This is a genomic window from Streptomyces albus subsp. albus (genome assembly GCF_000719865.1).
Lineage (GTDB): Bacteria > Actinomycetota > Actinomycetes > Streptomycetales > Streptomycetaceae > Streptomyces > Streptomyces albus_E.
Window position 1 is genome coordinate 189,525 of record NZ_JOID01000002.1, and the last position, 24,413, is coordinate 213,937.

Sequence of the window (24,413 nt, forward strand, 5' to 3'; positions counted from 1 at the left end):
GGAGTGCCCCCGGCCCCACGTCAGCGGCCGTACGTCACACGGCGCTGGCGCACGAGGACGCGCAGGTGGACTTGCAGCCGTCGCCGGTGCCGCAGGCCTGCGGCAGCTGCTCGGCGTCGATCTCGGTGACGACCTCCACCTGGACGTCGAACGGGTCCTCCGTCGGAGCCGTGGTGGTCTCCGTGATCGGCTTGGTCAGAACAGCAGCAGGAGCCATGCCTACATCCCTTCTGGGTGATGATTGCTGTCGGCCGGCTGGCCGGTGCAGCCCTTCCCCGGCCGGCCCGGGCCCCGGGGGGAACGAGTCGGATCGATGGCCGAGGAGGGGGACTTGATGCCCGTCGAGTGGGCTACCGCGGGTGGCCGAGATACAGAGCCGATACAGAGCCGTGAGCAGGCTCCCGGTCGTCACCGCGGGCAGAACGAGGATCTGGAACGTGCCGAAGCCGCACCGGCGGGCGTACCAGCGGGGGTGACGCAGCACATGCCAGAGGCGGGCCAATGTGGTCAGTGAGGCAGCCGCCGGTTTCTCCGGCTTCACGCTGCCCCCTGTGTGAGTAAGCCGTTCGCCTCCGGCCTGTATCGCTCTGCTCGTCATTCGGTGCTGCCTCCGCCCGGCGTGGACTGTCGTGTGGTTGAGAGCGGGGTTGCGGCAGAGCGCCGTCGGCATGCTCACGGGGCGGCCTTCGGCTCGCGAGGGCTCAGCAGGGTGAGCCAGACGTCCTTGCCGCCACTGGGAGTGCGGGACACGCCGAACTGGTCCGCGATGACGCTGACGAGCTGGAGACCGCGGCCGTCCTCGTCCTCATCGCCGGCGCAACGGCGCTCCGGCAGCGATGGGTCGTCGTCGTGCACGCAGAGCGCCACCCCATCGGAAGTGCGGGTGACGGTGATGAGAGCGCTGCGTCGCCCATCGCGGTCCGGCCGAGCGTGGTGCAGGACATTGGTCAGCAGCTCGGAGACGACAAGAGCCCCTGTGTCGACCAGCTTCTCCATGCCCCACAGGCGCAAGTGCGCGCTCACTATGACCCGCGCGATCCGCACCGACAGCGGCGTCACGTCGTAGTCCATCTCCAGCATGCCCGCAGTGGCGCGCGTCGTTCCGCGCACGCCGGTTGCAGCGGTGGGGTGAGCAAGGAGACTGGCCATTCCAGATCCACTTCGTTCTGGGCGAACCTCACGCGAGAGGCCCGACTGCGGTGTGTACTGGTGCGTGATCGGTCAGCAACCATTGAGTCAGGCCGAAGCCCGAACGTGCAGATGCAGAAACGGAAAGCTCGACTTTCCGTTTCAGGACCCAGGGAACCCCCGTGCCGCGACCCGAAAAGCAGCTGACTCCCGACGCCTCGCCGCGCGACTGGTTCGGCCACGAGGTGCGGTACTGGAGGAAGAAGCGTGGCCACTCGGCGTCCTCGTTAGGCCCGTTGGTGCAGGCCAGCCCCTCCCTCATCGAGAAGGTGGAGAAGGGCCAGGCCTCGTGCCGCCGCGACCTGGCGGAGCGTTTGGACGAGGTGTTGAGGACCGGCGGCGTGCTCACCCGCGCCTGGGGGATGGTGTCCGGCGAATCGGAAAAGCGCCGTCGTGAAACGGAAAAGAATGCCGGCCCCTCGATGGAGGGCACCGTTCAGGCACACCAAGGCCGCATCCTGGGCAGAGAGACTTCGTCGCCGCTGGGGAGCACTGAGCCTGTGGACCGTCGCGCCTTCCTGGCCAACAGCAGTCTGGCCGCCATCGCATCGATAGACCTTGCCGCGCTCGTCGCCTCCACCACCCCGCACGAGCCACCCACCAAAATTCGCCCCAAGGACATCACGGCAGTCCTGAGCGTGGCGGAAGACATCCACCGCCGGGACAACGCGCACGGCGGCGGAGGGCTCGTTGGCGTTCTCGCCGGCCGAGCCATGGAGTGGGCAGTCCGTCTGCTCACCGTCCCCTGCCCCGAGCAGCTCCGCGCCCCGCTCTACACCGCTGTCGCACGCCTGGGCGTCGTGGTCGGCGCATCCCGTTTCGACGCTTACGCACACGATGACGCCCGCATCGCTTTCAAGATCTCCGCAGACTGTGCCGAGGAGGCCAACGACTGGCACCTGCGCGCCAAGGTGTTCTCCTTCCTCGCTCGACAGGCCGTCTGGATCGGCGACCCGGACACCGGCCTCACCTACGCGGAGAAGGGCCTCGTCCGAGCCGACCGGCTCACACCGACCATCCAGGCCATGCTGCACACGGCCCGCGCTCGCGCCTTCGGAAAGATGGGCGACATCGCCGGCGCCACGGCGGCCGTCGGCGCCGCCGACGACGCCTTCGCGAGGTCCAACCCGCAGGACGATCCACCCTGGATGGCGTACTACAACGAAGCCCAGCACCACGGGGACACCGCACACGCGTTGTACGACCTGGTCCTGTTGAAGGACCAAAACCCCGGACAGGCCAGTCGGCGCTTCGAGACCGCCATCGAAGGCCACGACGACGCATACGCCCGCTCGCGCGCAATCTCCGGTACGAAGCTGGCGAGCCTTCTGATGACCAAAGGCGACCCGCAACAGGCCACAGCCATCGGCCACCAAGCCCTTACGGACGCCGGCCACCTGACCTCCCGGCGGGCCGCGGATGACCTGAAGGAACTCAACCGGTTCGCCGCCCGGCACCGTGGCGCCCCCGAAGTGGCGTACCTTCGCGAACGAATCGGCGCTACGTTGCAGGCGTGACGATCTCGGCCCACGCTTCATCCGCGGTCCTGGCCGCAGCCTGCTGTGCGGCCGGGCTCGATCCTTCTGCCGCCGAGCCGATCCGCATCGCCGAGAACGAGATATGGCGTCTGCCGGGTCAGCGCGCCATCGTACGCATCGCGCGCCCCGGTCAGTGGGCGGCAGCTGTCCGAGAGGTGAGCGTCGCACAGTGGCTGGCCGACAATGACGTGCCAGCCGTTCGCGCGCTGCCGGTCGACCAGCCGGTCGAGGTCAGCGGGCGCCCGGTGACCTTCTGGGAGGAACTACCAGCGCATACGAACGGCACCGTCCGCGACGTGGTGCAGCTCCTCAGAAGGCTTCATCCGTTACCGGTTCCCGACCACTCACTGGGCGACCTCGACCCATTCGTCCGTGTCTCGGAGAGGACCGACGCCGCGACGTCCCTGACCGAGGACGACCGGTCGTGGCTCCGGCAACGGCGTGATGAGCTGCAACGCCAGTGGGTCCGGCGTCCTTCCGGACTTCCCGACTGCGTCGTGCATGGCGACGCGTGGGTGGGCAACGTCGCCCGGACGGCCCGCGGTCCGATCCTGTTGGACTTCGAGCGGGTGTCTGTGGGTCCACCGGAGTGGGACCTGGTCTCCACCGCGGTGAAGCTCACCACGACCGGCGCCGTGAGCCCTCCAGAGTACGCAGAGTTCTGCGACTTGTACGGCGTAGATGTGACGGAGTGGGAGGGGTACGAACTGCTCGCCGGCGCTCGCGAGTTGCGCATGGCCACCTACGCAGCCCATCACGCTGCCACCCGACCGGAGTGGACGAAGGAAGCGCAGTATCGCGTGGACTGCCTTCGTGGCCGGCGCGGGCCGCGGCCCTGGAAATGGACGGGGATCATGTAACCGCCGTGGCTCAAAACGTGCTGCGCGACCAGTCCCCGAAGAGGACAGGCATAGCACTCTTCCCCAAGTCGGAGGACAAGACGCGGAGGGCACTCGGCAACGCAGGTGCGGCGCCGAGTGCCCCCGCTGAGCCCTCCACCGGCCTCTGGATCCGCGAAAGCTCGGGCCAGGGCTGGGAAACTACGGCAATCAGACGTTGACGCCGAAGTCCTGGGCGATGCCGCGCAGGCCCGAGGCGTAGCCCTGGCCGACGGCGCGGAACTTCCAGTCCGAGCCGTGCCGGTACAGCTCGCCGAAGACCATGGCGGTCTCCGTCGAGGCGTCCTCGCTGAGGTCGTAGCGGGCCAGCTCGTTGTTGTCGGCCTGGTTCACCACACGGATGAAGGCGTTCCGCACCTGGCCGAAGCTCTGCTGGCGGGTCTCGGCCTCGTGGATGGAGACCGGGAAGACGATCTTGTCGACCTGGGCCGGGACCGTGGTCAGCGAGACCTTGATCTGCTCGTCGTCCCCCTCGCCCTCGCCTGTCAGGTTGTCGCCGGTGTGCTCGACGGCGCCCTCGGGGCTCTTGAGGTTGTTGAAGAAGACGAAGTGCTGGTCCGAGAGGACCTTGCCGGCGCTGTCGACGAGCAGCGCGCTGGCGTCCAGGTCGAAGTCGGTTCCCGTGGTCGTACGGACGTCCCAGCCCAGCCCGACGGTGACCGCGGTCAGACCCGGTGCCTCCTTGCTCAGTGAGACATTGCCGCCCTTGGAGAGGCTGACACCCATGGAATCCCCTGCTCAATCCGGCGCGGGCCGCGCCCTTGACGATTTCTTTGCCCGTCTGTGCAACGGGCGCGGGCCGGAGACGGTTCCCGCCGCCCGGGTGAATTCCGGGCGAACGGGACCGCCGGGCGCCGGTCAGCGGAAGTACGAGCCCGAGGGGCCGAAGAACTCGATCTCGGCGATCGCCACCTGCTTGTCGGCCGAGGCTCCGAACGAGGACACCACGGTGAACCGCACGGAGACCACGTCCCGTGCCCGGAGCGGACGCTCCTGCCGGGCGCCCTGGTCGAGGTTGATCGTCCGGGTCTCCTTCTTGCCGTCCGCGGTGGTGATCAGTGCTTCCAGGCGGCTCGGCCGGGCGCTCTGGCCCTGTTCGTTCGAACGCGCCGAGACGCCGGGCGTGATGAGGACGTCCAGCGAGTCGACGGGCTGGGCGAAGCGCGCCTCGATCCACTCGCCCGCGCCGTCGCCGATGATGCCCGGACCCCAGTAGGTGTTGGAGAACTTGTCGAACGCCAGCTCGGGGCCGTGGTCGGCGTACGAGCGGGAGGCGGCGTAGGTGTCGGGGGAGATGGGCGCCCGCTTGGCGAAGTGGTCCTTCACCGCCTGGATCGCGGCCGGTGCCATGAAGACCGCCGTGACGACGAGCGCCACCACAAGGCCCCAGCCGATCAGGGGCAGCAGCCAGGCCAGACCGCGGCGCAGGCGCGGCCGGTCGCCGGCCCAGCGTGCCTGCCGCCGCCCGGCGAACAGCCGGCGCCACCAGGGGAGCCGCCCGGCGGGGCCGTCGGGCCCGCCCGCCAGGGACATGGCGCAGTGGCGGCAGAAGTGGCGGTCGGGCCGGTTGCCGGTGGAGCACCACGGGCAGACGGTGCCGAACTCCTGCGTCTCGGTGGCGGGTTGGCGCACCTGCGGGCGGGGCGCGTCGGGTCGTCCCGGCAGCACGGGCGCGACGGGGTTCGGCGCGGCGGGGGTGGGCGGCTCCGGTTCCGTCAGGGGGACGAGCAGGGCCCGGGCCCGGGCCGCGGCGTCGTCCTGCGGCGTGCGTTCGGTGGTGTCGCGCGGGCCCGGCACGGCGGGGTTGCGGAGGGTGGCCGGCTCCGGAGGGCGGTGGCCGTCCGGGGCGGGGGACGCGTGGGCGCTCCCGGCGGGCCCGGGGACGCTCCCGGCGGGCGGTGCGCTCCGGGGCGCTCCGGGCTGCCCGCCGTGGGACGGGGACGGGACGGCTCCCCCTCCGCCGTGCGGGACGGGGCCGGGTGCGTGGGCGGGGGGCGGGCCGGCGGGGCCTGCCGCCGTGCCGGGGGCGCCGGCCGGGTGCGTGGTGGACGCCGGGGCGCCCGTCGCCGGGACGACGTCGTTGCGGACGGTGGGGTCGTCGTCGGAGAGCGCCCGTGCGGAACCCGTGCCGGGGCCGGGATGACCGGATCCGTGGCCGGCGCCGCCCGCGCCACCCGTGCCGCCGGAGGCGGCGGTTGCGGCGGCCGGGTGCGGCGCTTGGGGCGCCGGGGCGCCTCCGCCCCGGCTCGCCGCGGGCTGCGGTGCCGGGCTCGTCCCCCCGGCCGCGGGCGCCACTCCCCGTGCGGCGGCGGACGGCGGTGGCGCGGCGGGCATCGGGGGTGCGGCCCCGGGCGGTGCGGCCGGTGGCGGGGGTGTGGCGGGTCCGCCGTGGGCCGCGGCCGTGTGGCCGCCGGCCGGGGCGGCGCCGCTGCCGGGGCCGGCGTCGTGGCTCCCGCCCGACGGGCCGCCGGCCGGGGCGCTCCCGGACCCGCCGGCCGGGCCGGCACCGCCGCTTCCCGAGCCGCCGGCCGTACCGCTCGCCGTCGTTCCGCTGCCGGCCGCACCGCTTCCGGCCGTTCCGGCCCGTCCGGCACCGCCCGTGCCGCCGGCCGGGTTCCAGTCGAGGACCGCTCCGCAGCCCTCGCAGAAGGGCTGACCCGGTTCCGCCCGCGTACCGCACTCGGCGCAGGTGTCGGGCCGGCCGGGGTCGTCCGTTCGGCTGTCCCTGTTCACGATCGGGTTGTCCTCTCTGCGACGGTCACGGAGACCGTGTAGGGCATGTGGGCGGGGCGGGCCGCCGCGACCAGTTCGTCGAGGCGGGGCTCGGCCCCGGGGTCCGGCTCGGGGAGCCGGATCGCTACGTGCAGACGCGGCCGGCGCTCGCCGGGTACGGCGCCCAGGGGACGCTCCGCCCAGCTCGCCGCGCCGCTTTCGGTGATCTCGGGCTCCACGCCGAACACCAGCCGGACGGCCGTGGCCAGTCCGCGCCGGGTGCCGCGCAGCCGGTGCAGGGTGGCGGCGACGGCCACGGCCTCGCGCAGCCGCGCCTCCGCCGGACCGTCGAGCGGGGGCTCCGCCGGGACACCGGCCTCCGCGCCCGCCTCCGCGCCGGCGCCCGGGCCGTGCTCCGGTGCGCCCACCGGTCCCGGCCCGGCCCCCGGCCCGCCCGACGCGGACCCGCCGACGGAGTCCTGCTCCGTCTCCGCGCCCACCCAGCCGCCCAGCCAGGTGGTGAAGTCCAGCGGGGCCAGCGACGGGTCGAAGTAGGCCTCCAGGCAGTCCAGGACGTTCAGGAAGGGAGCGAGCACCTCGTCCAGCCCGGCCGTGAAGCGCTGCGCCAGCTCGTCGTCCGCGAAGAGCGCCGGCAGCATCAGGCCGAGCGGCTGCGCGCTGCCCAGCCCGTCGATCGATCCGCGCACCGCGATCAGCCCCCGATCACGCGGACGCGGTGGTCGAACGAGAACACCAGCGCGGGCCGCTCCAGGTCGATGCGGTCGGTGGCGTCACCGCGCTTGCCGGTCAGCGGGTCCGCCGGGTACAGCCGTACCTCGTCCACGAGTTCGACCCCCGGGACGCGCTGGAGGACGGCGAAGACCTCACCGGCCTGCACCGGGTGCCCGAACCGCCATCCCTTGCCGTGCGCGCCGCCGACCAGCGGGTCCAGATGCCGGTACAGGGCGTCCAGCGCCTGCTGCCGTACCTTGTCGTGGTCGACGCCCCGGAAGGCGTGCAGCGTGGAGACCACCGTGACGCCCTGGTAGTAGGGCGGGCCCACGGCGAGCCGGGTGCCGATGAGGCGCCGGTCGTCCAGGTAGTGGGTGATCCGCTCCAGCAGGTCGTCGGCGGGCACCAGTTGCTCGAAGCGGAGCCGCCCGCCCCGGTCGGGCACGGCGTCGGGGACGACCAGCACCCGCACCGCGTAGGCGCCGTGCTCCTCGGGGTCCGCCTCCAGACAGGTGATGCGCGCGGTCTCCGGGGCGGCGCGGCGGGCCAGCTGCTCGTAGTCCCGCAGGGTGACGGCCCGGTCCTGGGCGCGCAGCGTGACGGGCGCGCGGACCTTGGCCTCCTCGATCGTCTCGCCGTCCACACCGCCGCTCGCCGCCTCGCGGTTCTCCACCCGCGTGACGTACGGCACCGAGCTGCGCAGTACCTGGATGGTGCCGCGGGCGACGTTGCCGGACCGGCCGCCGCCGGTGCGGTAGCGGCGGGCGCGGATGACGGCGCCCTTGCGCGGCACGGCGCCGTACTGGCGCAGGGTGCCGTCGGGTTCGCGGACGGACGGGCCGAAGGCGATCTCGCCGGTCGCCGGGTCGAGCGTCACATGCCGGTCGTCCGGTCCCGAGGCGGCGAAGTGCGGCACCACCTCCCAGTCGGACCAGCCGTCGTCCGCGGCGACCTGGAGGTGCAGCGGCGGGGTGTCGGCGACCACGGGCGGGCGGGCCAGCCGCAGCCGCTGCCCGGGCAGGCCGGTGGCTTCGCCGAGCGCCTCGTCCGTGATCACCTCGGCGTGCACGGCGCGTGTGGAGCCGCCGATGGTGAAGGCGTCGGCGGACCGCAGCGTCGGGGACGTGGTGTAGAAGGGCTGGTCGGCGGCGGGTTCGGTGACCCGGCAGCGCAGCCAGCCCGCCTCGTGCCGGCCGGTGCGGGAGAGGATGTGCCCGCCGGGGATGTGCAGGGTCACCTCGCCGGGGCGGTTGAGGCCGCCGGTGGTGTCCTCCTCCAGCTCGCAGGGCGCCCAGCCGTCGGCCGTCCACGCCTCCCAGGCCAGCGGCGGCTGACGCGGGTCCACGCCGACACCGTCGACGCGGCTGCCGAGTTCGAGCACTACCGCGCAGTGCGGCACGGCGGCGCTGAGCCCGATCAGCATGGCGTCGCCGGGGCGGGGCGCGGCCGCGAAGCAGGTGATGTCCTTGCCCTCGGCCACGTCGTGGGTCCGGTCGGTGGCCGTCTCCCCGCCGGGCTGCACGACGACGTGCCGCAGCGAGCAGGGCAGCACGTTGAGGTCGTCCTCGGTGGCGAAGACGACGGCCTCCTCGGTCTCCGTGCGCTCGGTGGCCACCTCCGTGCCGGCGGGCAGCAGGACCGGCTGGGGCTGCGGCGCGGAGAGCCAGAACGTGATGTCGGCGCGGGCGGCGGACGGCGGGAAGAGGGTGATGCCGAGCAGGTCGAGGAAGGCCAGATAGTTCTTCTCCGGCACCCGGTTCAGCCGGTACACGATCTGGTCGGCCATGTGCGCGACCGTCTCCACCAGCGTCACGCCCGGGTCGGACACGTTGTGGTCGGTCCACTCCGGGGCGCGCTGCTGGATGTAGCGCTTGGCGTCGTCGACGAACTGCTGGAAGCGGCGGTCGTCGAGGTTGGGGGAGGGCAGTGCCATCAGCGGTCGCTTTCGGTGGCCGGTCCGCCGTCCTCGGCGGAGGCGGACGTCGGCTCGTCGTGGGACGGGATCACATAGAAGGGGAAGACGAGGCTGCGCGGGTTGTTGGTGCCGCGGATGCGGTAGCGGACGTCGATGTAGAGCACGGCCGGCTCGCCCGCCGTGACCTCCACCTCGTCCACCTCGATGCGCGGCTCCCAGCGGTCGAGGCTGGAGCGGACCTCGCTCTGGATGCGGCCCGCCGTCGACTCGTTGACGGGCGCGAAGACGAGGTCGTGGATGGCGCAGCCGTACTCCGGCCGCATGGGCCGCTCACCGGGCGCGGTGGCCAGCACCAGCCGGATGGCCTCCTCGATCTCCCGTTCCCCGCTGACCAGGGCGATGCCCCCGGAGGGGCTGATGCGCATCGGGAACGCCCAGCCCGAACCGACGAACTGCTCAGCCATGGCGGGCCGCCCTTCCGGGGCCGGGACGGGCCCCGGGGCCGGTGCGGTGCTGCGGTGCGGTCGGTGCGGTCGGATGCATGAGCGGGGCTCCAGCGGTCACGGGACGGACGGGGGCGGACGGGCGCGGACGGACGGGCGCGGGCCGGGGACGGAGGCGGACGGTGGCCGGGGACACGGGCGGTCAGAGGGGGATCGGCTTGTTGTTGATGGTGACGACGCCGTTCAGCGGGATCGTGAGGCCCCGGATCGAGACGGCGGCGGTGGCCTGCAGGCTGATCGCCGCGGCCGACACCACGTTCACCGCGCCGGTGACCACGTTCACCAGCGAGGTCTTCACGTCCAGGGCGGCTCCGTTGAGGCTCACCGCCGCCGAGCCGGTGAGGCCGATGGTGGGCGCGGTGGCCTGGATGCGGCTCGCCGCCGTCATGGTGATGGCCGCGCCGCTGCGCATCGAGATCGGCCCGCCCGCCTGGATGTTGAGGGCCCGGCCGGCCTTGATGGTGACGTCGGTGCCGCCGGTGATGGAGACCGAGCCCTTGCTGTCCACGGTGATCTCGGTCTTCGTCCGGTCGAGATACACCGTCAGCTTGTCGTCACCGGTCTTGAGCCGGACGCCGCGCTTGCGGCCCATCGTCGGCTGGTCCAGCAGGTCCAGCCGGTTGTTGGAGCGGTCGGCCAGGGTGCGGCGGACCACCCGGCCCAGCTTGTCCCAGTACTGCACATCGCCGCGGCTCGGCTTGTCCTGGCCGTTGTACAGGCTGCCGATGACGTACGGGTGGTCGAGCGCGCCGCGGTCGAACGCCACCAGCACCTCGTCGTTGACGCTCGGGGTGATCACCCCGCCGCCCTGGGTGCCGCCGTACTGCACCGTCCGGGTCCAGTCGCTGGTGTACTTGTCGTCCAGCCAGGGGAACTTGAGCTTGACCCGGCCCCGGCGCTGCGGATCCTGCACATCGGTGACCAGGGCGTTGGCGACGCTCGGCAGCCGGCCTCCGTAGGCGTCGCCGCCGCCGGAGGCCAGGCCGTAGAACGAGCGCCACTGGCGGCCGGTGACGGTCACCCAGGTCTCGTAGCCGGCACCCGCCGCGTAGACGTGGCGGGCCCCGGTGACGGTGTACTTGCCCTCGAACGGCTTGCCGACGTCGGTGAGCGTGACGGCCACACCGGGGCGCAGCTTGGGCTCGCCGTGCACGCAGACCTCGACCTCCGCGAAGGCGCCGGTCACATCGTTCGCGAGCGCGTCCGCGGCCTTGTCCACCTGCGGCTGTACGTCGAACGGAGTGTCCGTGCGCGCCAGTTCGAACTTCTGCACCGGCTTGAAGCCCGCGAGGGCCCTGCCGGGAGTGATGCCGATCTGGGCGCCGTCGTTGGCGCGCTGGGCGGACTTCTTCTTGGTGAGGGCCTTCTTGGCCGAGACGTCCCAGCCGCGCACCTCGACCCGCGCCACCTGGTCGGAGGCGGTGACGGTGGAACGGCAGCGCTTCACCTCCCGGCCGCCCTTGAGCTCCAGCGGGTTGTCGGTGGGGGAGAGCGGGGAGCTGGCGGCGGGTGCGCCGGACGCCGGCTTGGCCTTGGCGAACTGGAACTTCCCGTCCGCGTCCACCGACATGACCACGTCGTTCTCGTCCGCGAGCCGGCAGAGGAAGTCCCAGTCGGAGACACCGGCCTGGGTGATGTACTGGTAGGTGCCCGAAGTGGGCCCGATCTTCCCGGCCGGCACCCCGGCGTCCTGGAGGAGTTCCCGCGCGATGTTGGCCGCGCTCATGCCCCGGTAGCCGGCCACCCGCTTCTTCCGCAGCAGCCGGTGGCCCGCGTCGTAGCCGCGCACAATGCTGAAGCTGCCCTGGCCGTCGTAGTCGGTCTCCAGGCCGGTGATCTCTCCGGTGAGCAGCTTCGTGCGCCGGGGGCCGGAGACGGCGGTCAGCACCACGGGGGCGCCGATCTCGGCGTTCACCAGCCGCAGCGCCTCGCGGTCCTCGTCGCGGAAGGTCAGCTGGAAGGCGCCCGGCACCCCGGCGGCGAAGTCCACCCAGCCCTCGATGAGCAGCAGGGCGTCGTCTCCGCGCAGCACGGCGCCGTTGATGCTGACCTCCAGCACATGGGAGCGGGTTGCCTCTGGCACGTCGGTGACCTGTGTTCCTTCTCGTCCTGCGGTGTTCTCGTTCTGCGGTCGTTCTGCGCTGCTCGTTCTGCGGTGTTCTCGTACCGCCGTGCTACGGAGTGCGGGTGTGGGCCGTCCGCCGTCCCGTCCGGTTACGGAACGGGCCGCACGGTGCCCGCCCGCCGCTCCGGGCCCCGGCGCGGGGAGCCGCGGCGCGGATCACGCACCCACCTCCTCGGCCGCCGGGAGCAGCAGCTCCCGGCCGGGCGGGAGCCGTGCCGGATCGTCGATGCCGTTGGCCTCCGCGATGAGGCGCCAGGCGGTGGCGTCCCCGTACTCGCGGAAGGCCAGCGACTGGAGCGAGTCGCCGGCCACCACCCGGTGCACGCGCCGGGTGGTCAGCGCGCCGGAGGTCGGGTTCTGGCCCGGCTTGCCGCTCGGGATCTCCTCCAGGTGGAGCCGGCAGGTGGCGCGCATCGGCAGGCCGCTGGAGGCGAACAGGGTGTACTCGACGTCGACCGAGCCGACGTAGGCGTTGAAGCTGACCGTGGAGAAGTTGCCCCACTGGAACTTCACCCAGGGCGTCGAGGGCCGCTTGGCGGCGATGCTGGCCTCCGTCACCTCGCAGCAGGAGAGCAGCAGTTCGCACGCCTTCTGCACGTCGTTCGAGCCCGGGTCGTCGGAGCGGTCGAGGAACACCTCCACGTCCAGTGAGCGCGGCTCCGGGCCGATGAACTCCGGCGGCGGCGCGTCGCGGACCGCCGCCGCTGCGGTGCTCTTCCAGGTGGAGCGGCGGCTCAGCGACAGCTCGGAGGGGTTGAACTGGAACTCCAGTTCCTTGATCAGCGCGCCGGGGGAGTTGCTGCTGCCGGTCGGCGGCTGGTTTACCCGGAGGGTGGCCCGCACGAGGCTCTGGCCCGCCAGGCCCTGGACGGCGCTGCCGAGTGCCGCGCCGCCCTTCCCTGCGCTTTTCCGGCCGGCCATCACTCGCCTCCCGCGTCGGTGAAGCCGTGGTGGGCGATCTCCAGCACCTCGGTGGCCACGCTCGGGTTCGCCGGGTCGAGCGTCGGGCCGGTCCAGCTGACCGGCAGGACGTCCATCAGGCCCCAGCGGGCGACGAGCGAACCGTCCGCGCGGAGGGCGGAGATCTGCGCGGTGGGACGGCTGACGCCGGTGGCGACCTCGGAGATCCAGGCGGCGACGCGCGCCGTGTCCGGGGTCAGGGGGCGGGTCAGCCGGATGTTCGAGTGGACGATCCGGGTGGGGAGCTGCCAGACGAAGTCGTTGTTGCCGCCCTCGTGCCGCTGCTCGACCTCCACGGTGGACGCGAGCCCTTCGCACCCGTTGAACGAGCCCAGGTCCTGGCCGTCGATGGACAGCGTGAAGTAGATGGTGGAGCCGGGATCCTCGGTGCTCATGGGTCGACCTTCCGGTTTCTTTCTCTCGTCGGTGGTCCGGGGCGCGGCCGTGGGGGCGGCGGTCCGGACCGTTGCCCGGGGGCGTTGTTCGGCGGTGCTGTTCCGGTGCTTGCGGGCGGTGTTCTCGGCGGGGCGGGTTCGGGCGGTGCTGTTCCGGGTGGTGCGGGTCTGTGCGGTGCGGTGCTGTTCTGGACGGTGCTTTCCGGGCGTTGCGGGTGCGGGCCGGTGCCGTCCGGGCGGCGGCGCCCGGTCAGCGGCGGGAGTCGCGGAGCCTGCCGATCCGTTCGCGCTCCTGGCGGAGTTCGGCACGCAGCAGCCGGGACATCGGACCGAGCAGCACCCGGGCCAGCTCGTCCAGTCGGCCGTTGTCCCTCAGCAGCCGCATGGTCGGGTGGAACAGCAGCCGGGCCAGCTTGTCCCTCCTCTCCTTGTCCTTGCGGATCCGCCGCAGCAGTGGTGCCAGCAACAGACCGGCGAGCTGGTCGAGTTGGTCGCTCGTCAGCGAATCCGGGGCGAAGCCGGGACCGGGGCCGCCCCGCGGTCCCGCCGCTGCGGGGGACGGCGGCCGCGGTGCTGCGGGCGCCGCTACGGCTGCCTCGCGCTGCACGACCGTGACACCGGGCGGCTGCCGCCGCTCCGGCTCCCGTCCGGCCGGTGAGCCGTCCTCCCGGGCACCGGCGTCAGCGGCGCGCTGGAGCGGCAGCGGGACGAGCGGAGCGGCGGACGCCGCCCTGAGCGGCACGCCGGACCCCGGCCGTCCGGGGCCGTGCCCGGCCCCGTGCGGTCCGGGCGCGTGGCGTCCGGGTCCGGGCGGTGTCCGGACCGGCGCGGCGAGCCCCGCGCGCTGCACCGCCGGCGCACCGGCCGGACCGACCGCTCCGGGACCGGTCCGCGCGCCGGCCGGGCGGTCGCTCCGCCCCGCTCCGGGGCCGGGCGCCGTTCCGGTACGGGCAACCCGGGAACGCGGCTCGCCGAGCCCGGCCACGGGCCGCGCGGCGCCGGCCGGGTCCGGCCGGTAGGGCGTGGTGACCAGCCGCTGCACGGGGGTGGCAGCGGCCTCCGTCAGTGCTCCCGTCGCCGGGGAAGGGGAACCCGCCGCACGGCGCGGGCCGGAGTGCGCCACGGGTTCGGAGGCGGACGGGCCCGTCCCGGGGCCGGAAGCGGACGGACCGGCCCCGGCGGTGCGCGGCGCGGCCGGCGCGGCGGACAGCCGCTGGACCGTCGTTCCCCCGGCTGCGGGTGTGGCGCCGCCGCCCTGTCCGCCGGGCGTTCCCGGGGACCGGGCCGCCCGCGACGCGTTCCCGGGGGCCGCGAGGGGTGCGGCAGGGCCGGGCGCCACCGGCCCGCCCGGCGCCCCGGCCGGGGAGGCACCGGCCGCGTCCGGGGCGGCGGCGAGCCGCTGGACGGGCAGCGGGTCCGCAGCCGGCGGGCTCGCGGGGCTGATCGGAGCGGTGAACGAGGAGTTGGCCCGGTCGGCGCCACCGGTTCCGTCGGTCCCTTCGGCGCCACCGGACGACGGCGCGTCGGCGGAGGGCGCCGGCGCCGCGCCCGGTGCGGGGACGGGGGATCCCCCGGCGGTGGACGGGCGAGGGGCGGGCCCGGCCGCGGCGGCGCGCTGCACGGGCATCGGCGTCTGCCCGGCGGACGGCACGGAGCCCTTCGGCGCCTGTCCGGCGCCGGGTGACGGGGCGGCGGCACGCGGCGCGGCCTCTCCGGCGCCCGGCACACCCGGGCCCGCAGTCCGCTCGCCGGACCGGGAGGGATGGCCGGACACCCGTCGCCGCACGCTGCCGTCCGGTCGGACGGCCGAAGATGCGTCCGGCGAAACCGACTTCGAGGGTGCGGCGCTTCCCGCGGCGTCCGCGCGGGGCCCCCGCCCGGCCGCCCGGACCGGGCCGTCGCCGGCGGCGGAACCCGGCACTCCGGACCGCCGGGAGCCGGGCGCGGTGGCGGACCGCTGCACGGCCGCCCGCCCGCCGTCCGTACCCGCCGTGTCCGTCGTCGTTGCCGGCGTCGCCGTACGCGCGACGGCCGGGCCGCTGCCGGAAAGACCCGGCCCGGCAGCCCGGTCACCCGGGCGGGAGGCTTCCGCCGCGCCGGACGGTGTGCCGTGACCGGTCCGGGGTGCCGAACTCCGCTGTACCGGGGAGGGGACGGCCGCGCCCCGCGCGCCAGGGGGCGGCGGCGGGACGCGGCCGGGGCCGGGATCACCGGCCCGTCTGGAGGGCGCCCGGTCACCGGGCTCGGCGGCCGGAGCGGTGGGAGCGGACCCCCGCGCACCGTTCGTCGCGCCGCCGTTCGCCGCACCGCCGTCCGTGCCGCCCGGCCGCTCACCCGCGGCCGAGGGGGACGACGCGTGCGCACGGGCACGGCGCTGCACGGGTGCGGCCGCGCCCGCGCCTCCGGACGGCCCGTGCGGGGCCGCCGTCGTCACGGGGCCCGGCACGCCGTCCGTGCCGCCGCGCCGGCCGAGGGCGTCACGGAGCCGTGCGCCGACGCCCCGGCCGCGCCGGGGGCCGGGGGAGTCCGGGGCCGGGGCGGGACCACCGCCGGTCTCACCGGCTCCGGACCCGCTCGGACGCGCCGCCGGAATGGAATCGGAGGCCGCGAGGGCCCGGGACGGCGCGACAGGGCGCCGGTCCGGCAGGACCGGCCCGGCTTCCGCCCGCGGTAAGCCTGTTGTGGCGGCCGTGCCCCGACCGACGGCCCCGCCCGGGGCCCGCCCCGCCGGGGATTCGTCGCGGGCCGCCCGGTACGCGGGCGCGGGGTCGAGGCGGCGCATGCGGACCGCCGGCGCCGCGGCGGAACGCTGCACGGAGGGCAGACCGGCCGGGTCGCCGCCGGCGAGCCGGATCGGCCGTGCCGTGGCCAGCGGCCGGACCGGAGGGGGCGTCACGCGGACGGCGGGCGCGGAGCGGGTGGCGGAGGGCGCGGTGGGACCGGAGCCCGGCTCCGTGGCAGCAGCGGTTCCCGGGGCGGCGGTCGGAGCGGACGCGGCCGGTGCGCTCCCCGAGCCGGAACCCGAACCCGGAACCGAGCCGGAACCCGAACCGGAGCCCGGCCTGGCGCTCGCACCGCCGCCGGCCGTGCCGGCCGCACCGGAGAGCTGTCCGGCCGCTTCCCCGCCGGACGGGCCATCGGCGCGCCGCACCGGTCCCGTCGCGGAACCGGTCGGTCCCGCAGGGGAGTCCGGGGCGGCGGCACGCTGCACCGGGGTGCCCTCACCCGTCGGGGGGCGGGTCAGCCGTTTGGCACCGGCGGGCGGGCCGGCCACCGGCGCGCCGAGCGACGGCCGTCCGCGCGCGGCCTCGCCGGACCGGTGGGCCGTCACGGGCACGGAGGGCGACGACGGCACGGAGGGGGCGGAATCCGGGCGGGAGCCGTTCCCGGCACGCGGCCCCGCGCCGGAGCCGGGGCCGCCCGGGCCCTCGGTCCTCGCGGAGCGGTGCACGGTCACCGGGGCGGCGGTGGAAGAAAGGGGCGCGGAAGGGGCGGCCGAAGCCGAAGTGCCGCTCCCCGCAGGGGTGTTCGGGCCCCGCAGCCCGGCTTCCCCCGCGGATGCCGTCCGGGCGGCGACGGGCAGCGCGCGCAGGCCGTCCGCCGACAGGGTGCCACCGCGCGCGGCGGTGGTCAGCGCGGGCCCGGGCCGGCCGGTGCCGGGAGACGTACGGACCGGAGCCACGGCGGGTCCGGTCGGCCGCGCCGCCGCCACAGCCCGCTGGACCGCCTGCTCCGGAGCGGCCGCCGGCGCGTGCGCGGAGGGTGCGGCGGCCCTCCCCGGAGCGCCGGGAGTCCCGGCGCCGGGAGAACCCGGAGCACCCTTGCCGGCCGGGCCCGGCCGCGCCGGACCGGCGGAGGCAGCCGCCGGTGCGGAGCCGTCCGCGCCGCGGCTGCTGAGCAGGCCGTGGATGATCCCCGTCGGCGCGTCGTCGAGGACCGCGTGCGAGAGGCCCGGCCCGGAGAAGGAGGGGTTCTGCCAGGTCCGCAGCGTGCGGCCGAAGTCCGTGGACGCCACCGGCCCGCCGTGGGCCGTCGTCCGCTGGATCGGCGGCAGCGCGGACCGGTCACCCGGGTGGTGCGTGCCACCGCCCGGACGACCGGCCGGGGCCGGAGCCCCGTGTCCCGGGACGCCGGGAGCCGTATCGGGTCCCCCTCCCCGCGCCCCGGAAGAAGCGGCGGAAGCCGTGCCCGGCTCCGCGCCGGCGGAACCCCCGAGCGGAGCCGACGGCCCGGAGGCCGACGGCGCGGGGGAGGACGGCGAGGGGGACGGCGCCCCCGCGCCGGTGGCCGCGCCGGCCCCGGCGCCCGCGCGGTCACCGGGACCGCCGGCACCGCGCCCCCGCAGCCGGTCGAGGATTCCCACCGTTCCCCCTCACCCCTCCGCGCCGGCGCGCGTGACGAGCTCCGCGATCCGGCGGGCGTAGGCCCGCCGGTCGCCGTGTTCCAGATCGAGAATGTCGTCCAGCGTCCAGTGGAAGTGGTAGGCGATGTACGCGACCTCCTCATGGATACGGTCGGTCGCGTACGTCACGATTCCCCCAGGCGGCTCCCGCCGAGTTCGACCTCGAACGGCTGCTCGCAGTGCGGGCAGGTCACCCCGGCGCGGGTGTGCCCCTCGGCGTTGACCTGGCGGTAGAAGTCCTGCAGAAAGGCCAGGTCGGAGGCGAAGAGCTGCTCCACGATCCCGTCGTGCACCGCCGGCAGCGTGCCCAGCCGGGTGATGACCCGGCTGAGCAGCACCACCGACAGATAGGCCGGGTTCTCCTGGACCCGTACGTCCCGCAGCGGGACCAGCTCGTCGCGGGCCGTCGCCAGCCGCATCACGCCGTGCCGGTGCACCGCGCCCGCGTCGTCCACGTAGCCGCGCGGCAGTTCGAACTCGAACTCGGTCTGCAGCTGCCGCCGCTGCTGCCGCGCGGGGGGCGGGGCCGGGGCGGTGCCGATGGCCGCCCGCTCCTCGGCGCTCAGCGCGTCGGGAGCGGAGGGCGCGGCGAGCCCGCTGACGGAACGACGCATCAGTCCATGACCAGTTCTTCGTAGGTGATGGTCACGGTCTCGGTGAGCGCGGACGCCTCGCCGGCCTTCACCGTGCTGGTGTCCACCTTGCGGGCCCACGCCTGGCGCAGGTTGTACCGCTTGACCGGGTTGTTCTCGTAGTCCATCACCACGATCGTGGCGTTCTTGCGGGCGGAGGCCATGGTGCCCGCCATGGAGGTGTCGATCCACTCGCTGAAGACGGACGACTGGGTCGCGCCGCGCACGACGGTGACCTCACCGGCCTTGGCCACGCCCGGCATCTTCTTCGTGACCGGCTTGCCCTGTTCGGACACCTGCATGTACTCGATGACGTCCTGCTCCCGGGTCAGCCCGCTGACCTCCTGCAGGAACTCGACCATGACACCGTCGATCTGGATGCCGAAATTGTGTGAGGTGAGGGCGTCACCTGGCTGCAGACTCATGGAGCTGTGGTCCTTCTACTCGTTCCGCCGGCACACGACGCGGCGGACTTCCCGTGTCCTCCCCGGGGTCCGGGAAGGTGCGACGGCTGATGGCTGACTGACGGATGGCCGGGGGAGCCGGCGCGCCCACGGCGGCGCCGCGCGGCTCACTGCTCACTCGTCGAGCTGGCCGCCGCCGTCGGAGAACTGCGCCAGCCGGAAGATCACGAACTCGGCCGGCTTGACCGGTGACACACCGATCTCGCAGATGACGCGCCCGAGGTCCACCGACTCCGGGGGGTTGGTCTCCTCGTCGCACTTGACGTAGTACGCGTCCTCCGGGCGGGCGCCGAACAGGGCGCCGCTGCGCCACTCGTTGACGAGGAACGCCGAGATGTTCCGCCGGATCCGGGCCCACAGCGCGTGGTCGTTGGGCTCGAACACCACCCACTGGGTGCCGATCAGGATCGACTCCTCCAGGTAGTTGAAGTACCGGCGGACGTTGAGGTAGCGCCAGGCCGGGTCGGAGGAGAGGGTGCGGGCGCCCCAGACGCGGATGCCGCGGCCGGGGAAGGCCCGGATGCAGTTGACGCCGACGGGGTTGAGCAGGTCCTGCTCGCCGCGGGTGATCTGCAGCTCCAGGTCGACGGCGCCGCGCACCACCTCGTTGGCGGGCGCCTTGTGCACGCCGCGCTCGGAGTCGTTGCGCGCCCAGATGCCCGACACGTGGCCGCTCGGCGGCACGAGCCGCGGCTGGCCGGAGGACGGGTCGAAGACCTTGATCCAGGGGTAGTAGAGCGCCGCGTACTTGGAGTCGTAGCCCGCGGTCTCCTGCCGCCAGACCCGCACCTCGCGGGCGTTGAGCCCCGGCGGCGGGTCGATGACGGCGACGCGGTCGCCCATCAGCTCGCAGTGCGCGATGAGGCCGAGCTGGACGGCCTTGACCGCCTCCAGGTCGATGGCGCCGCGCTGGTAGGCCGCCATCAGGTCGGGGACGGCGACCATGGAGATCTCGTCCACGGCCTCCAGACCGCCGAAACCGGTGCGGTCGGCGGAGTCACCGAGGTACTCGCCCGGTCCGGGATGGCCGTTCGCCGGGGCCACTCCGCCGCGGTCCGCGCCCCGGGTCGCCACGGCGCCGGCCGGGGCGGGCAGCGCCACGGTCTGGTTCTCGGGACGCGCCAGCTGCGCGGCGGGCGCGGCCTCCTCGACGCTGATCAGCCGGGAGCGCTCGCGCACCTGGGTGACGACGTAGGTGCGGCCGCTCTTCTTGGCCGTGACGTCGAAGGTCTCGACCGGGCGGTCGCCGTCCTTGACGATCAGCCGGAAGCGCTCGGCGGGCCCCTCGCCCTCCGGGTCGGCGACCTCGACGCTCAGCCCGGCACCGCTCTCGCCGGCGGCGATCGCGGCCACCTTGAACTTGCCGAGCTGCTGCGGCTCCCCGGCGGGCAGGGCCGCGGGACCGTCCCCGGCCGCCCTCTTCCCGTTCGCCGAGCCACCCGCGCCGGCCGTCCCGGACTCCCCGCCGGGCACGCCGCCGACGCGGACGACGTAGGCGGCGCTGCCGCCGTTGTTGAAGAAGCCGTAGACGGAGTGGGCGAGGAAGTACCCGTCGGTGAAGTCACCGAAGGCCGCCACGTACTGCGTCCAGTTGGTCACCAGCGTCGGTTCGTTGAGGGGGCCCTCCGGCGCGAGGCCGACGAAGGCCGCCACGGAGGTGCCCACCCCCTCGATGGGACGAGAGCCACTGGCCACCTCCTCCACGTAGACGCCCGGTGACAGATACGACGGCATGCTGGGCTCTCCTCGGGTACGCGATGGGACGGAGCCCAGCGTCACCGAGAACGGCCCCGCCCCGAAACGGCCACGGGTACCCGGAAGGGGGCATCCGGTGTGCCCCTTGGGGCAGTCGCGCTGCCCGGACCGGCGCGGGGGACGCCCGGCCGCCCCCGTTCCCGCCGGGGCGCGGCCTTCCCACCCCGGGCCGGGCCGCCCCGCGCGGGCCGGGATCCGCCCGCCGGGGGTGCGCGCGCGACCGCACACTGCCCTCCGGACTGCCCTCCCGGCCCTCCCCGTCCGCCCGGCCGTCCCGTAGCTGTGGAGCGGACTGCGGACGGACGCGGAAGGGCGGCGAGTGATGCACGCACGGGACCGGCGGCCGGAGGAGACGGAGCGGCGAGCGGGCCGGCGGAGCCCGGACCGCCCCGCCGCGGCCCCCGCGGCCGCGCCCCGCGGGCCCGTCACCGAGCCGGCGACGCTCCTGGCCCTCCAGGGCACGGCCGGGAACGCGGCCGTGGCCCGGATGCTGGCGGAGCGGCACACCGCGCCGGCCGCGCACGGCACGGAAGCCCTCCGGACCCCGGTGCAGCGCGCGTCGGCGGGCGCGCCACCCGCCGACCTGGCCTCCCAGCCCGCCGCCCCGGCGCAGGCGGGGCAGAGCGGACCGGTCCTGCCCCCCTTGGAGGGGGTCAGGGACTACGCCCGGAGCGGTCTGAAGCCGGCGGACCCGAAGGCCCAGCAGCAGTTGGAGAAGAGCTTCACCACCCGGTCGGACGGCTCCTTCGAGCGCTTCGCCGACCCCACCCGGTTCTTCCCGCTCGCCGGACTCGCCCAGGCCGTCAACAAGGCGAACCCCAAAGGGCCGATGGCCACCTCCGGAGGTGCCGCGGACTGGGTGAAGAACATCAACAGCCAGCGGGACGACGACCCGGGCTTCCGCCGCAACTGCGTGGACGCCGCCCGGAGTTTCCTGGCCTCCTGGGACGGGCGGCCCACCGCCGCGGCCGGGGTCGCCGGCGAGGGCGTGGAGGAGGGCGGCAACGACCGCACCGCCGCTTGGCTGGGCACCCGCTGGCGGACCAGTGAGGTGGCGGAGGCGGAGGAGGGGGCCGAGGCGGGCGGTGTGTGGTCCGCCGTGGAGGGGCGTCTGAAGAGCGGGGGACACGGTTCCTCGGCGATCGTGGTGTTCAAGCGCACCGAGACCGAACTGGTGCACGCGGTCAACGCGGTCAACTACAAGGGCAAGGTGTACTGGGTGGACGCCCAGATGGGCCGGATCTCGAAGACGCCCATGTACAACGGCTCGCTCTTCATGACGATCAGCCTCAGCCCGACCTTCGAGGCGATCGACGAACCACCGCCCATCTCCACGGGGTTGTGAACCCGGGGCGAGCACGGCCCCCCGCGGCGTCCGCGCCGCCGTCCAAAAAGGCAGCGGCGAAGCGCCCTTTGGGGCAGCGGTCCTGCCTTGTCTCCTGATGACCGGTTCCGGGGCACTGGCTAGCGTCGGTCGGGTGAGTATGTGGACCTCTCTTGAGCCGGCTTCGACGACCGTGGACGCGGGCGGCACCACGATGGTGCGGCTGCGGATCCGGAACACCGGGGACGTGGTGGACGAGTACCGCGTCGTCCCGGTGGGCGATCCGGCTCTCTGGGTGCGCGCGGACCCGGCCGCCCTGAAGGTGTATCCGGGGCAGACGGGGACGGTGGAGCTGCGCTTCTCGCCGCCGCGCTCGCCCGACGCGACCGCCGGGCCCAATCCGTACGGCGTGCAGATCGTGCCGACGGAGCACCCGGAGGCGGCCACGGTGGTGGAGGGCAACCTCACCATCACGCCGTTCACGGAGGTGCGGGCCGAACTGGTGCCCCCCGTCACCAAGGGGCGCTTCCGCGGCCGCCCCGTCCTCGCGGTGGACAACCTGGGCAACACCCGGCTGACCGCCTCGGTGACCGGCAACGACCCCAGCGACCAGCTCGGCTTCGACATCCACCCGAGCAGTCTGCAGATCGAGCCGGGCCGTGCCGCGTGGGTGAAGACGAGCGTGCGGCCGAAGGAGATCAGCTGGTTCGGGCGGAAGGAGATCCGCCCCTACGCCCTCGGCCTCCAGCGCTCGGGGACCGAGCCGCTGCCCATCGAGGGAACCTACGTCCAGCGCAGCGTCTTCCCGCAGTGGGTGCTGGCCTGCTGCGCTCTGTTACTGGCGCTGGGCATGACGCTGGCCATCCTCTGGTTCGCCCGCGGCCCGCAGGTCAAGACCCTGGCCACCGAGAAGGCCGCGGCCGCCGGGGAGCAGCCCCAGGAACTCGCACCGCCGTCCACGAGCCCCTCGGCGTCGGCGCCCGAGCCGTCGGAGTCGGCGGAGGACAAGAAGCCGGAGAAGCCCGAGGAAGGCCCGGAGAAGGAGAAGGAGAAGGACAGCGACGGCGGTGGGGGCGGCGGTGGCGGTGGCGGCGACACCGGGGAGACGGCGCCCGCGAAGAAGAACAAGGCACCGTCGGTCACCGGCACCTTCGTCAGCGACGACTCCGGCAAGTGCCTGAGCAGCACCGACGGCCAGGACGGCACCCAGCTCGTCATCGAGACCTGCCGCAAGGGCTCCGCGGGGCAGACCTGGAAGGCGGAGAACGACGGCACGTTCCGCTCCCAGGGGATGTGCATGGACGTGGCCTGGGGCAAGCACGACGACTTCACCGACATCCAGATCGCCAACTGCAACGGGCAGCCCGCCCAGCAGTTCGAGTTCCACGAGGACAGGTATCTGCGGGCCGTGGATTCCGGCAAATGCGTCGACATCTTCGACCACCAGAAGGCCGACGGCAGCACGGCCGTGCTGTGGCCCTGCAACGGCGCGACCAACCAGCTCTGGAAGTTCAACGGCCGTCTGCCGGGCTAAGACCCCGCTCCACTCGGAACGGTCGTCACCGCAAGCACCGGGTTGAGAGGCTCCACAAGCTCCTTGGCGGCGACGGCCACGAGGCGGGCGGGTGCATCACCCTCCAGCAACGCGCTCACGTACTCAAGGGCTTCCGCGGGCGAGAGCACGGGCAGCCTTTGGCGCAGTGTCCGCACGGCGTCCATCCGTCCGCGCGCAGCGGCGATTCCGCGGAGCGCATCGTGCAGATCGTCCACTGCTGTGCGCACCGGCAGCCCGCGTATCCGAGCCCGGTAGTCGGCCTCCCACTCCCCGGTTCTCGCGGAGACGACACCGATCCGATGCAGTCCCCCGTCGACGCGGTCGACCAGATACGGCCCATTGCCAACCAGCGCGTACGTCGAGTTCCGGGTGCGTACGAAGTCCTCGGACTGCCAGGAGACGATCCACACCAGCTCGTGCTCCATGATGCGGACCACAGCCATCCTCACCGCGTCCGCGCTCACAGCTCGCCACTGCTGATAGTCGCGCTCCAGCTGGTCCTCGACTGCCCGAACGGCGGCTTCTCGCTCGATCACGCATGCAGCATCCCGTACCGGTCCCTCTGCCGACCAGTGAATGCGCACGGCACGGCGCCACGTACGAGAGGGCTGAGGACGGCACCCGGGCCTGCCGGTGATCGTCAACGCGCGGACGGAGGTCATCGCCGAACGGCTGGACAGCCGGGGGGACCAGGCACAGCCGATACGAGCGAGAGTCCCGGGGAACCGAGCGGGAGCGCGCGTACTCCTACGAGGCCGGCCCGAGGATCGTCCACGCCATCATGGCGGCGATCGAAGAACGGTGGATGACGGACAGTTGGTGACGTGTCCTGTACCTCCGGCCGACGCGCCCCCTGCCGGTGACCGACCCGATGCGGGACGCGGACGCGGTGCCCGCCCTGTTCTGAGGACGACGAGCGAGGAGAAGCCGATGGCGGAGCGTACGTGGGAGCAAGTGGGCCGGCTGCGGAAGTGGCTGGACGCGGAGGTCGCCGACGCCTCGCCGGCGGATGTCCGGCTGCTGCGCGTACTGAAGATCGGGGAGGAGTACGGGGAGGTCGCGGAGGCCCTGCACGGCGCACTCGGCGCCAACCCGCGGAAGGGCCGCTCACACTCCTGGTCGGATGTGGAGAAGGAACTCGTGGACACCATCGTGACGGCCATGGTCGCGCTGGACACGATCGCGCCCGACGCGCGGCAGGCGTTCGAGGAGCGTCTGGACGCGCTGGTGGACCGTGTGATTCCCGCACCGTAGAGCCACGCGCGGGCGCCGGGGACCGGCCCCGGCCGTGCGGGAACCGGGCGCCACCGGGCC

The 24,413-nt window shown here is 73.9% G+C and carries 21 protein-coding genes; 5 read left to right on the forward strand and 16 right to left on the reverse strand.

Features of this window, described 5'->3' with window-relative positions; translation table 11 throughout:
• Positions 1–34: 34 nt before the first annotated feature.
• Together IF83_RS0103065 and IF83_RS0103070 are read right to left on the reverse strand one after the other, a co-directional pair.
• Positions 35–217: an FxLD family lanthipeptide gene (locus tag IF83_RS0103065; RefSeq protein ID WP_030542443.1), complete on the reverse strand. Its 183-nt coding sequence runs from the start codon at positions 215–217 to the stop codon at positions 35–37.
• Positions 218–672: 455 nt separating this feature from the next.
• The gene (locus IF83_RS0103070; RefSeq protein ID WP_244176791.1) at positions 673–1,149 is read right to left on the reverse strand and encodes an ATP-binding protein; all 477 of its coding nucleotides are present in this window, start codon (positions 1,147–1,149) and stop codon (positions 673–675) included.
• Between the two features lie 161 nt (positions 1,150–1,310).
• Here IF83_RS0103070 and IF83_RS0103075 point away from each other — a divergent pair, with 161 nt between their 5' ends.
• Positions 1,311–2,705, forward strand: a complete 1,395-nt coding sequence (locus IF83_RS0103075; RefSeq protein WP_107046691.1) for a helix-turn-helix domain-containing protein — start codon at positions 1,311–1,313, stop codon at positions 2,703–2,705.
• Entirely contained in the window at positions 2,702–3,586 is an 885-nt protein-coding gene (locus tag IF83_RS29785; RefSeq protein WP_030542446.1) for an aminoglycoside phosphotransferase family protein, read from the forward strand. Before IF83_RS0103075 ends, IF83_RS29785 begins: the two co-directional genes overlap by 4 nt.
• Positions 3,587–3,775: 189 nt before the next feature.
• On the opposite strand, the gene IF83_RS0103085 is transcribed toward IF83_RS29785, so the two are convergent.
• The 13 genes from IF83_RS0103085 to IF83_RS0103145 form a co-directional block, all read right to left on the reverse strand.
• The gene (locus tag IF83_RS0103085; protein ID WP_019706684.1) at positions 3,776–4,351 is read right to left on the reverse strand and encodes a TerD family protein; all 576 of its coding nucleotides are present in this window, start codon (positions 4,349–4,351) and stop codon (positions 3,776–3,778) included.
• A gap of 132 nt (positions 4,352–4,483) precedes the next feature.
• Positions 4,484–5,422, reverse strand: a complete 939-nt coding sequence (locus tag IF83_RS34510; RefSeq protein WP_244176792.1) for an NADase-type glycan-binding domain-containing protein — start codon at positions 5,420–5,422, stop codon at positions 4,484–4,486.
• Between the two features lie 932 nt (positions 5,423–6,354).
• Positions 6,355–7,044: a phage tail protein gene (locus IF83_RS0103095; protein ID WP_030542448.1), complete on the reverse strand. Its 690-nt coding sequence runs from the start codon at positions 7,042–7,044 to the stop codon at positions 6,355–6,357.
• 5 nt (positions 7,045–7,049) lie between these two features.
• Positions 7,050–9,002, reverse strand: a complete 1,953-nt coding sequence (locus IF83_RS0103100) for a putative baseplate assembly protein (protein ID WP_030542449.1) — start codon at positions 9,000–9,002, stop codon at positions 7,050–7,052.
• On the reverse strand, positions 9,002–9,448 hold the full coding sequence (locus IF83_RS0103105) for a GPW/gp25 family protein (RefSeq protein ID WP_030542450.1): 447 nt from the start codon (positions 9,446–9,448) through the stop codon (positions 9,002–9,004). The genes IF83_RS0103100 and IF83_RS0103105 overlap by 1 nt, the downstream gene beginning before the upstream one ends.
• Before the next feature lie 181 nt (positions 9,449–9,629).
• Positions 9,630–11,570, reverse strand: coding sequence for a VgrG-related protein (locus tag IF83_RS0103110; protein WP_030542451.1), 1,941 nt, complete (start codon positions 11,568–11,570; stop codon positions 9,630–9,632).
• A gap of 198 nt (positions 11,571–11,768) precedes the next feature.
• Positions 11,769–12,533, reverse strand: a complete 765-nt coding sequence (locus IF83_RS0103115) for a CIS tube protein (RefSeq protein ID WP_078843110.1) — start codon at positions 12,531–12,533, stop codon at positions 11,769–11,771.
• Positions 12,533–12,967 (reverse strand): phage tail protein, encoded by a 435-nt coding sequence (locus tag IF83_RS0103120; protein ID WP_030542453.1) that lies wholly within the window; start codon positions 12,965–12,967, stop codon positions 12,533–12,535. Before IF83_RS0103120 ends, IF83_RS0103115 begins: the two co-directional genes overlap by 1 nt.
• Before the next feature lie 250 nt (positions 12,968–13,217).
• A complete protein-coding gene (locus tag IF83_RS33585) occupies positions 13,218–13,709 on the reverse strand; it encodes a hypothetical protein (RefSeq protein WP_158710986.1) in 492 nt (163 codons plus the stop codon).
• 3,630 nt (positions 13,710–17,339) lie between these two features.
• On the reverse strand, positions 17,340–17,498 hold the full coding sequence (locus IF83_RS33995; RefSeq protein WP_019711337.1) for a DUF6760 family protein: 159 nt from the start codon (positions 17,496–17,498) through the stop codon (positions 17,340–17,342).
• Positions 17,495–17,983, reverse strand: a complete 489-nt coding sequence (locus tag IF83_RS0103135; RefSeq protein ID WP_030542454.1) for a hypothetical protein — start codon at positions 17,981–17,983, stop codon at positions 17,495–17,497. Before IF83_RS0103135 ends, IF83_RS33995 begins: the two co-directional genes overlap by 4 nt.
• Positions 17,983–18,426 carry a phage tail protein gene (locus IF83_RS0103140; protein ID WP_030542455.1) on the reverse strand — a complete coding sequence of 148 codons (444 nt, stop codon included), beginning with the start codon at positions 18,424–18,426 and terminating at the stop codon, positions 17,983–17,985. The genes IF83_RS0103135 and IF83_RS0103140 overlap by 1 nt, the downstream gene beginning before the upstream one ends.
• A 153-nt stretch (positions 18,427–18,579) precedes the next feature.
• Positions 18,580–20,199 (reverse strand): phage tail sheath family protein, encoded by a 1,620-nt coding sequence (locus tag IF83_RS0103145; protein WP_030542456.1) that lies wholly within the window; start codon positions 20,197–20,199, stop codon positions 18,580–18,582.
• Positions 20,200–20,542: 343 nt separating this feature from the next.
• Between IF83_RS0103145 and IF83_RS0103150 the strand changes: the two genes are divergently transcribed.
• Both IF83_RS0103150 and IF83_RS0103155 read left to right on the forward strand, forming a co-directional pair.
• A complete protein-coding gene (locus IF83_RS0103150; RefSeq protein ID WP_030542457.1) occupies positions 20,543–21,565 on the forward strand; it encodes a toxin glutamine deamidase domain-containing protein in 1,023 nt (340 codons plus the stop codon).
• A gap of 139 nt (positions 21,566–21,704) precedes the next feature.
• A complete protein-coding gene (locus tag IF83_RS0103155) occupies positions 21,705–23,078 on the forward strand; it encodes a ricin-type beta-trefoil lectin domain protein (protein WP_051722400.1) in 1,374 nt (457 codons plus the stop codon).
• On the opposite strand, the gene IF83_RS0103160 is transcribed toward IF83_RS0103155, so the two are convergent.
• A complete protein-coding gene (locus tag IF83_RS0103160) occupies positions 23,075–23,635 on the reverse strand; it encodes a YrhB domain-containing protein (protein ID WP_030542459.1) in 561 nt (186 codons plus the stop codon). The two genes, IF83_RS0103155 and IF83_RS0103160, sit on opposite strands and share 4 nt — an antisense overlap.
• 394 nt (positions 23,636–24,029) lie before the next feature.
• Here IF83_RS0103160 and IF83_RS0103165 point away from each other — a divergent pair, with 394 nt between their 5' ends.
• Complete coding sequence (locus IF83_RS0103165; protein ID WP_030542460.1) at positions 24,030–24,353, forward strand: MazG-like family protein; 324 nt, start codon at positions 24,030–24,032, stop codon at positions 24,351–24,353.
• Positions 24,354–24,413: the final 60 nt, after the last annotated feature.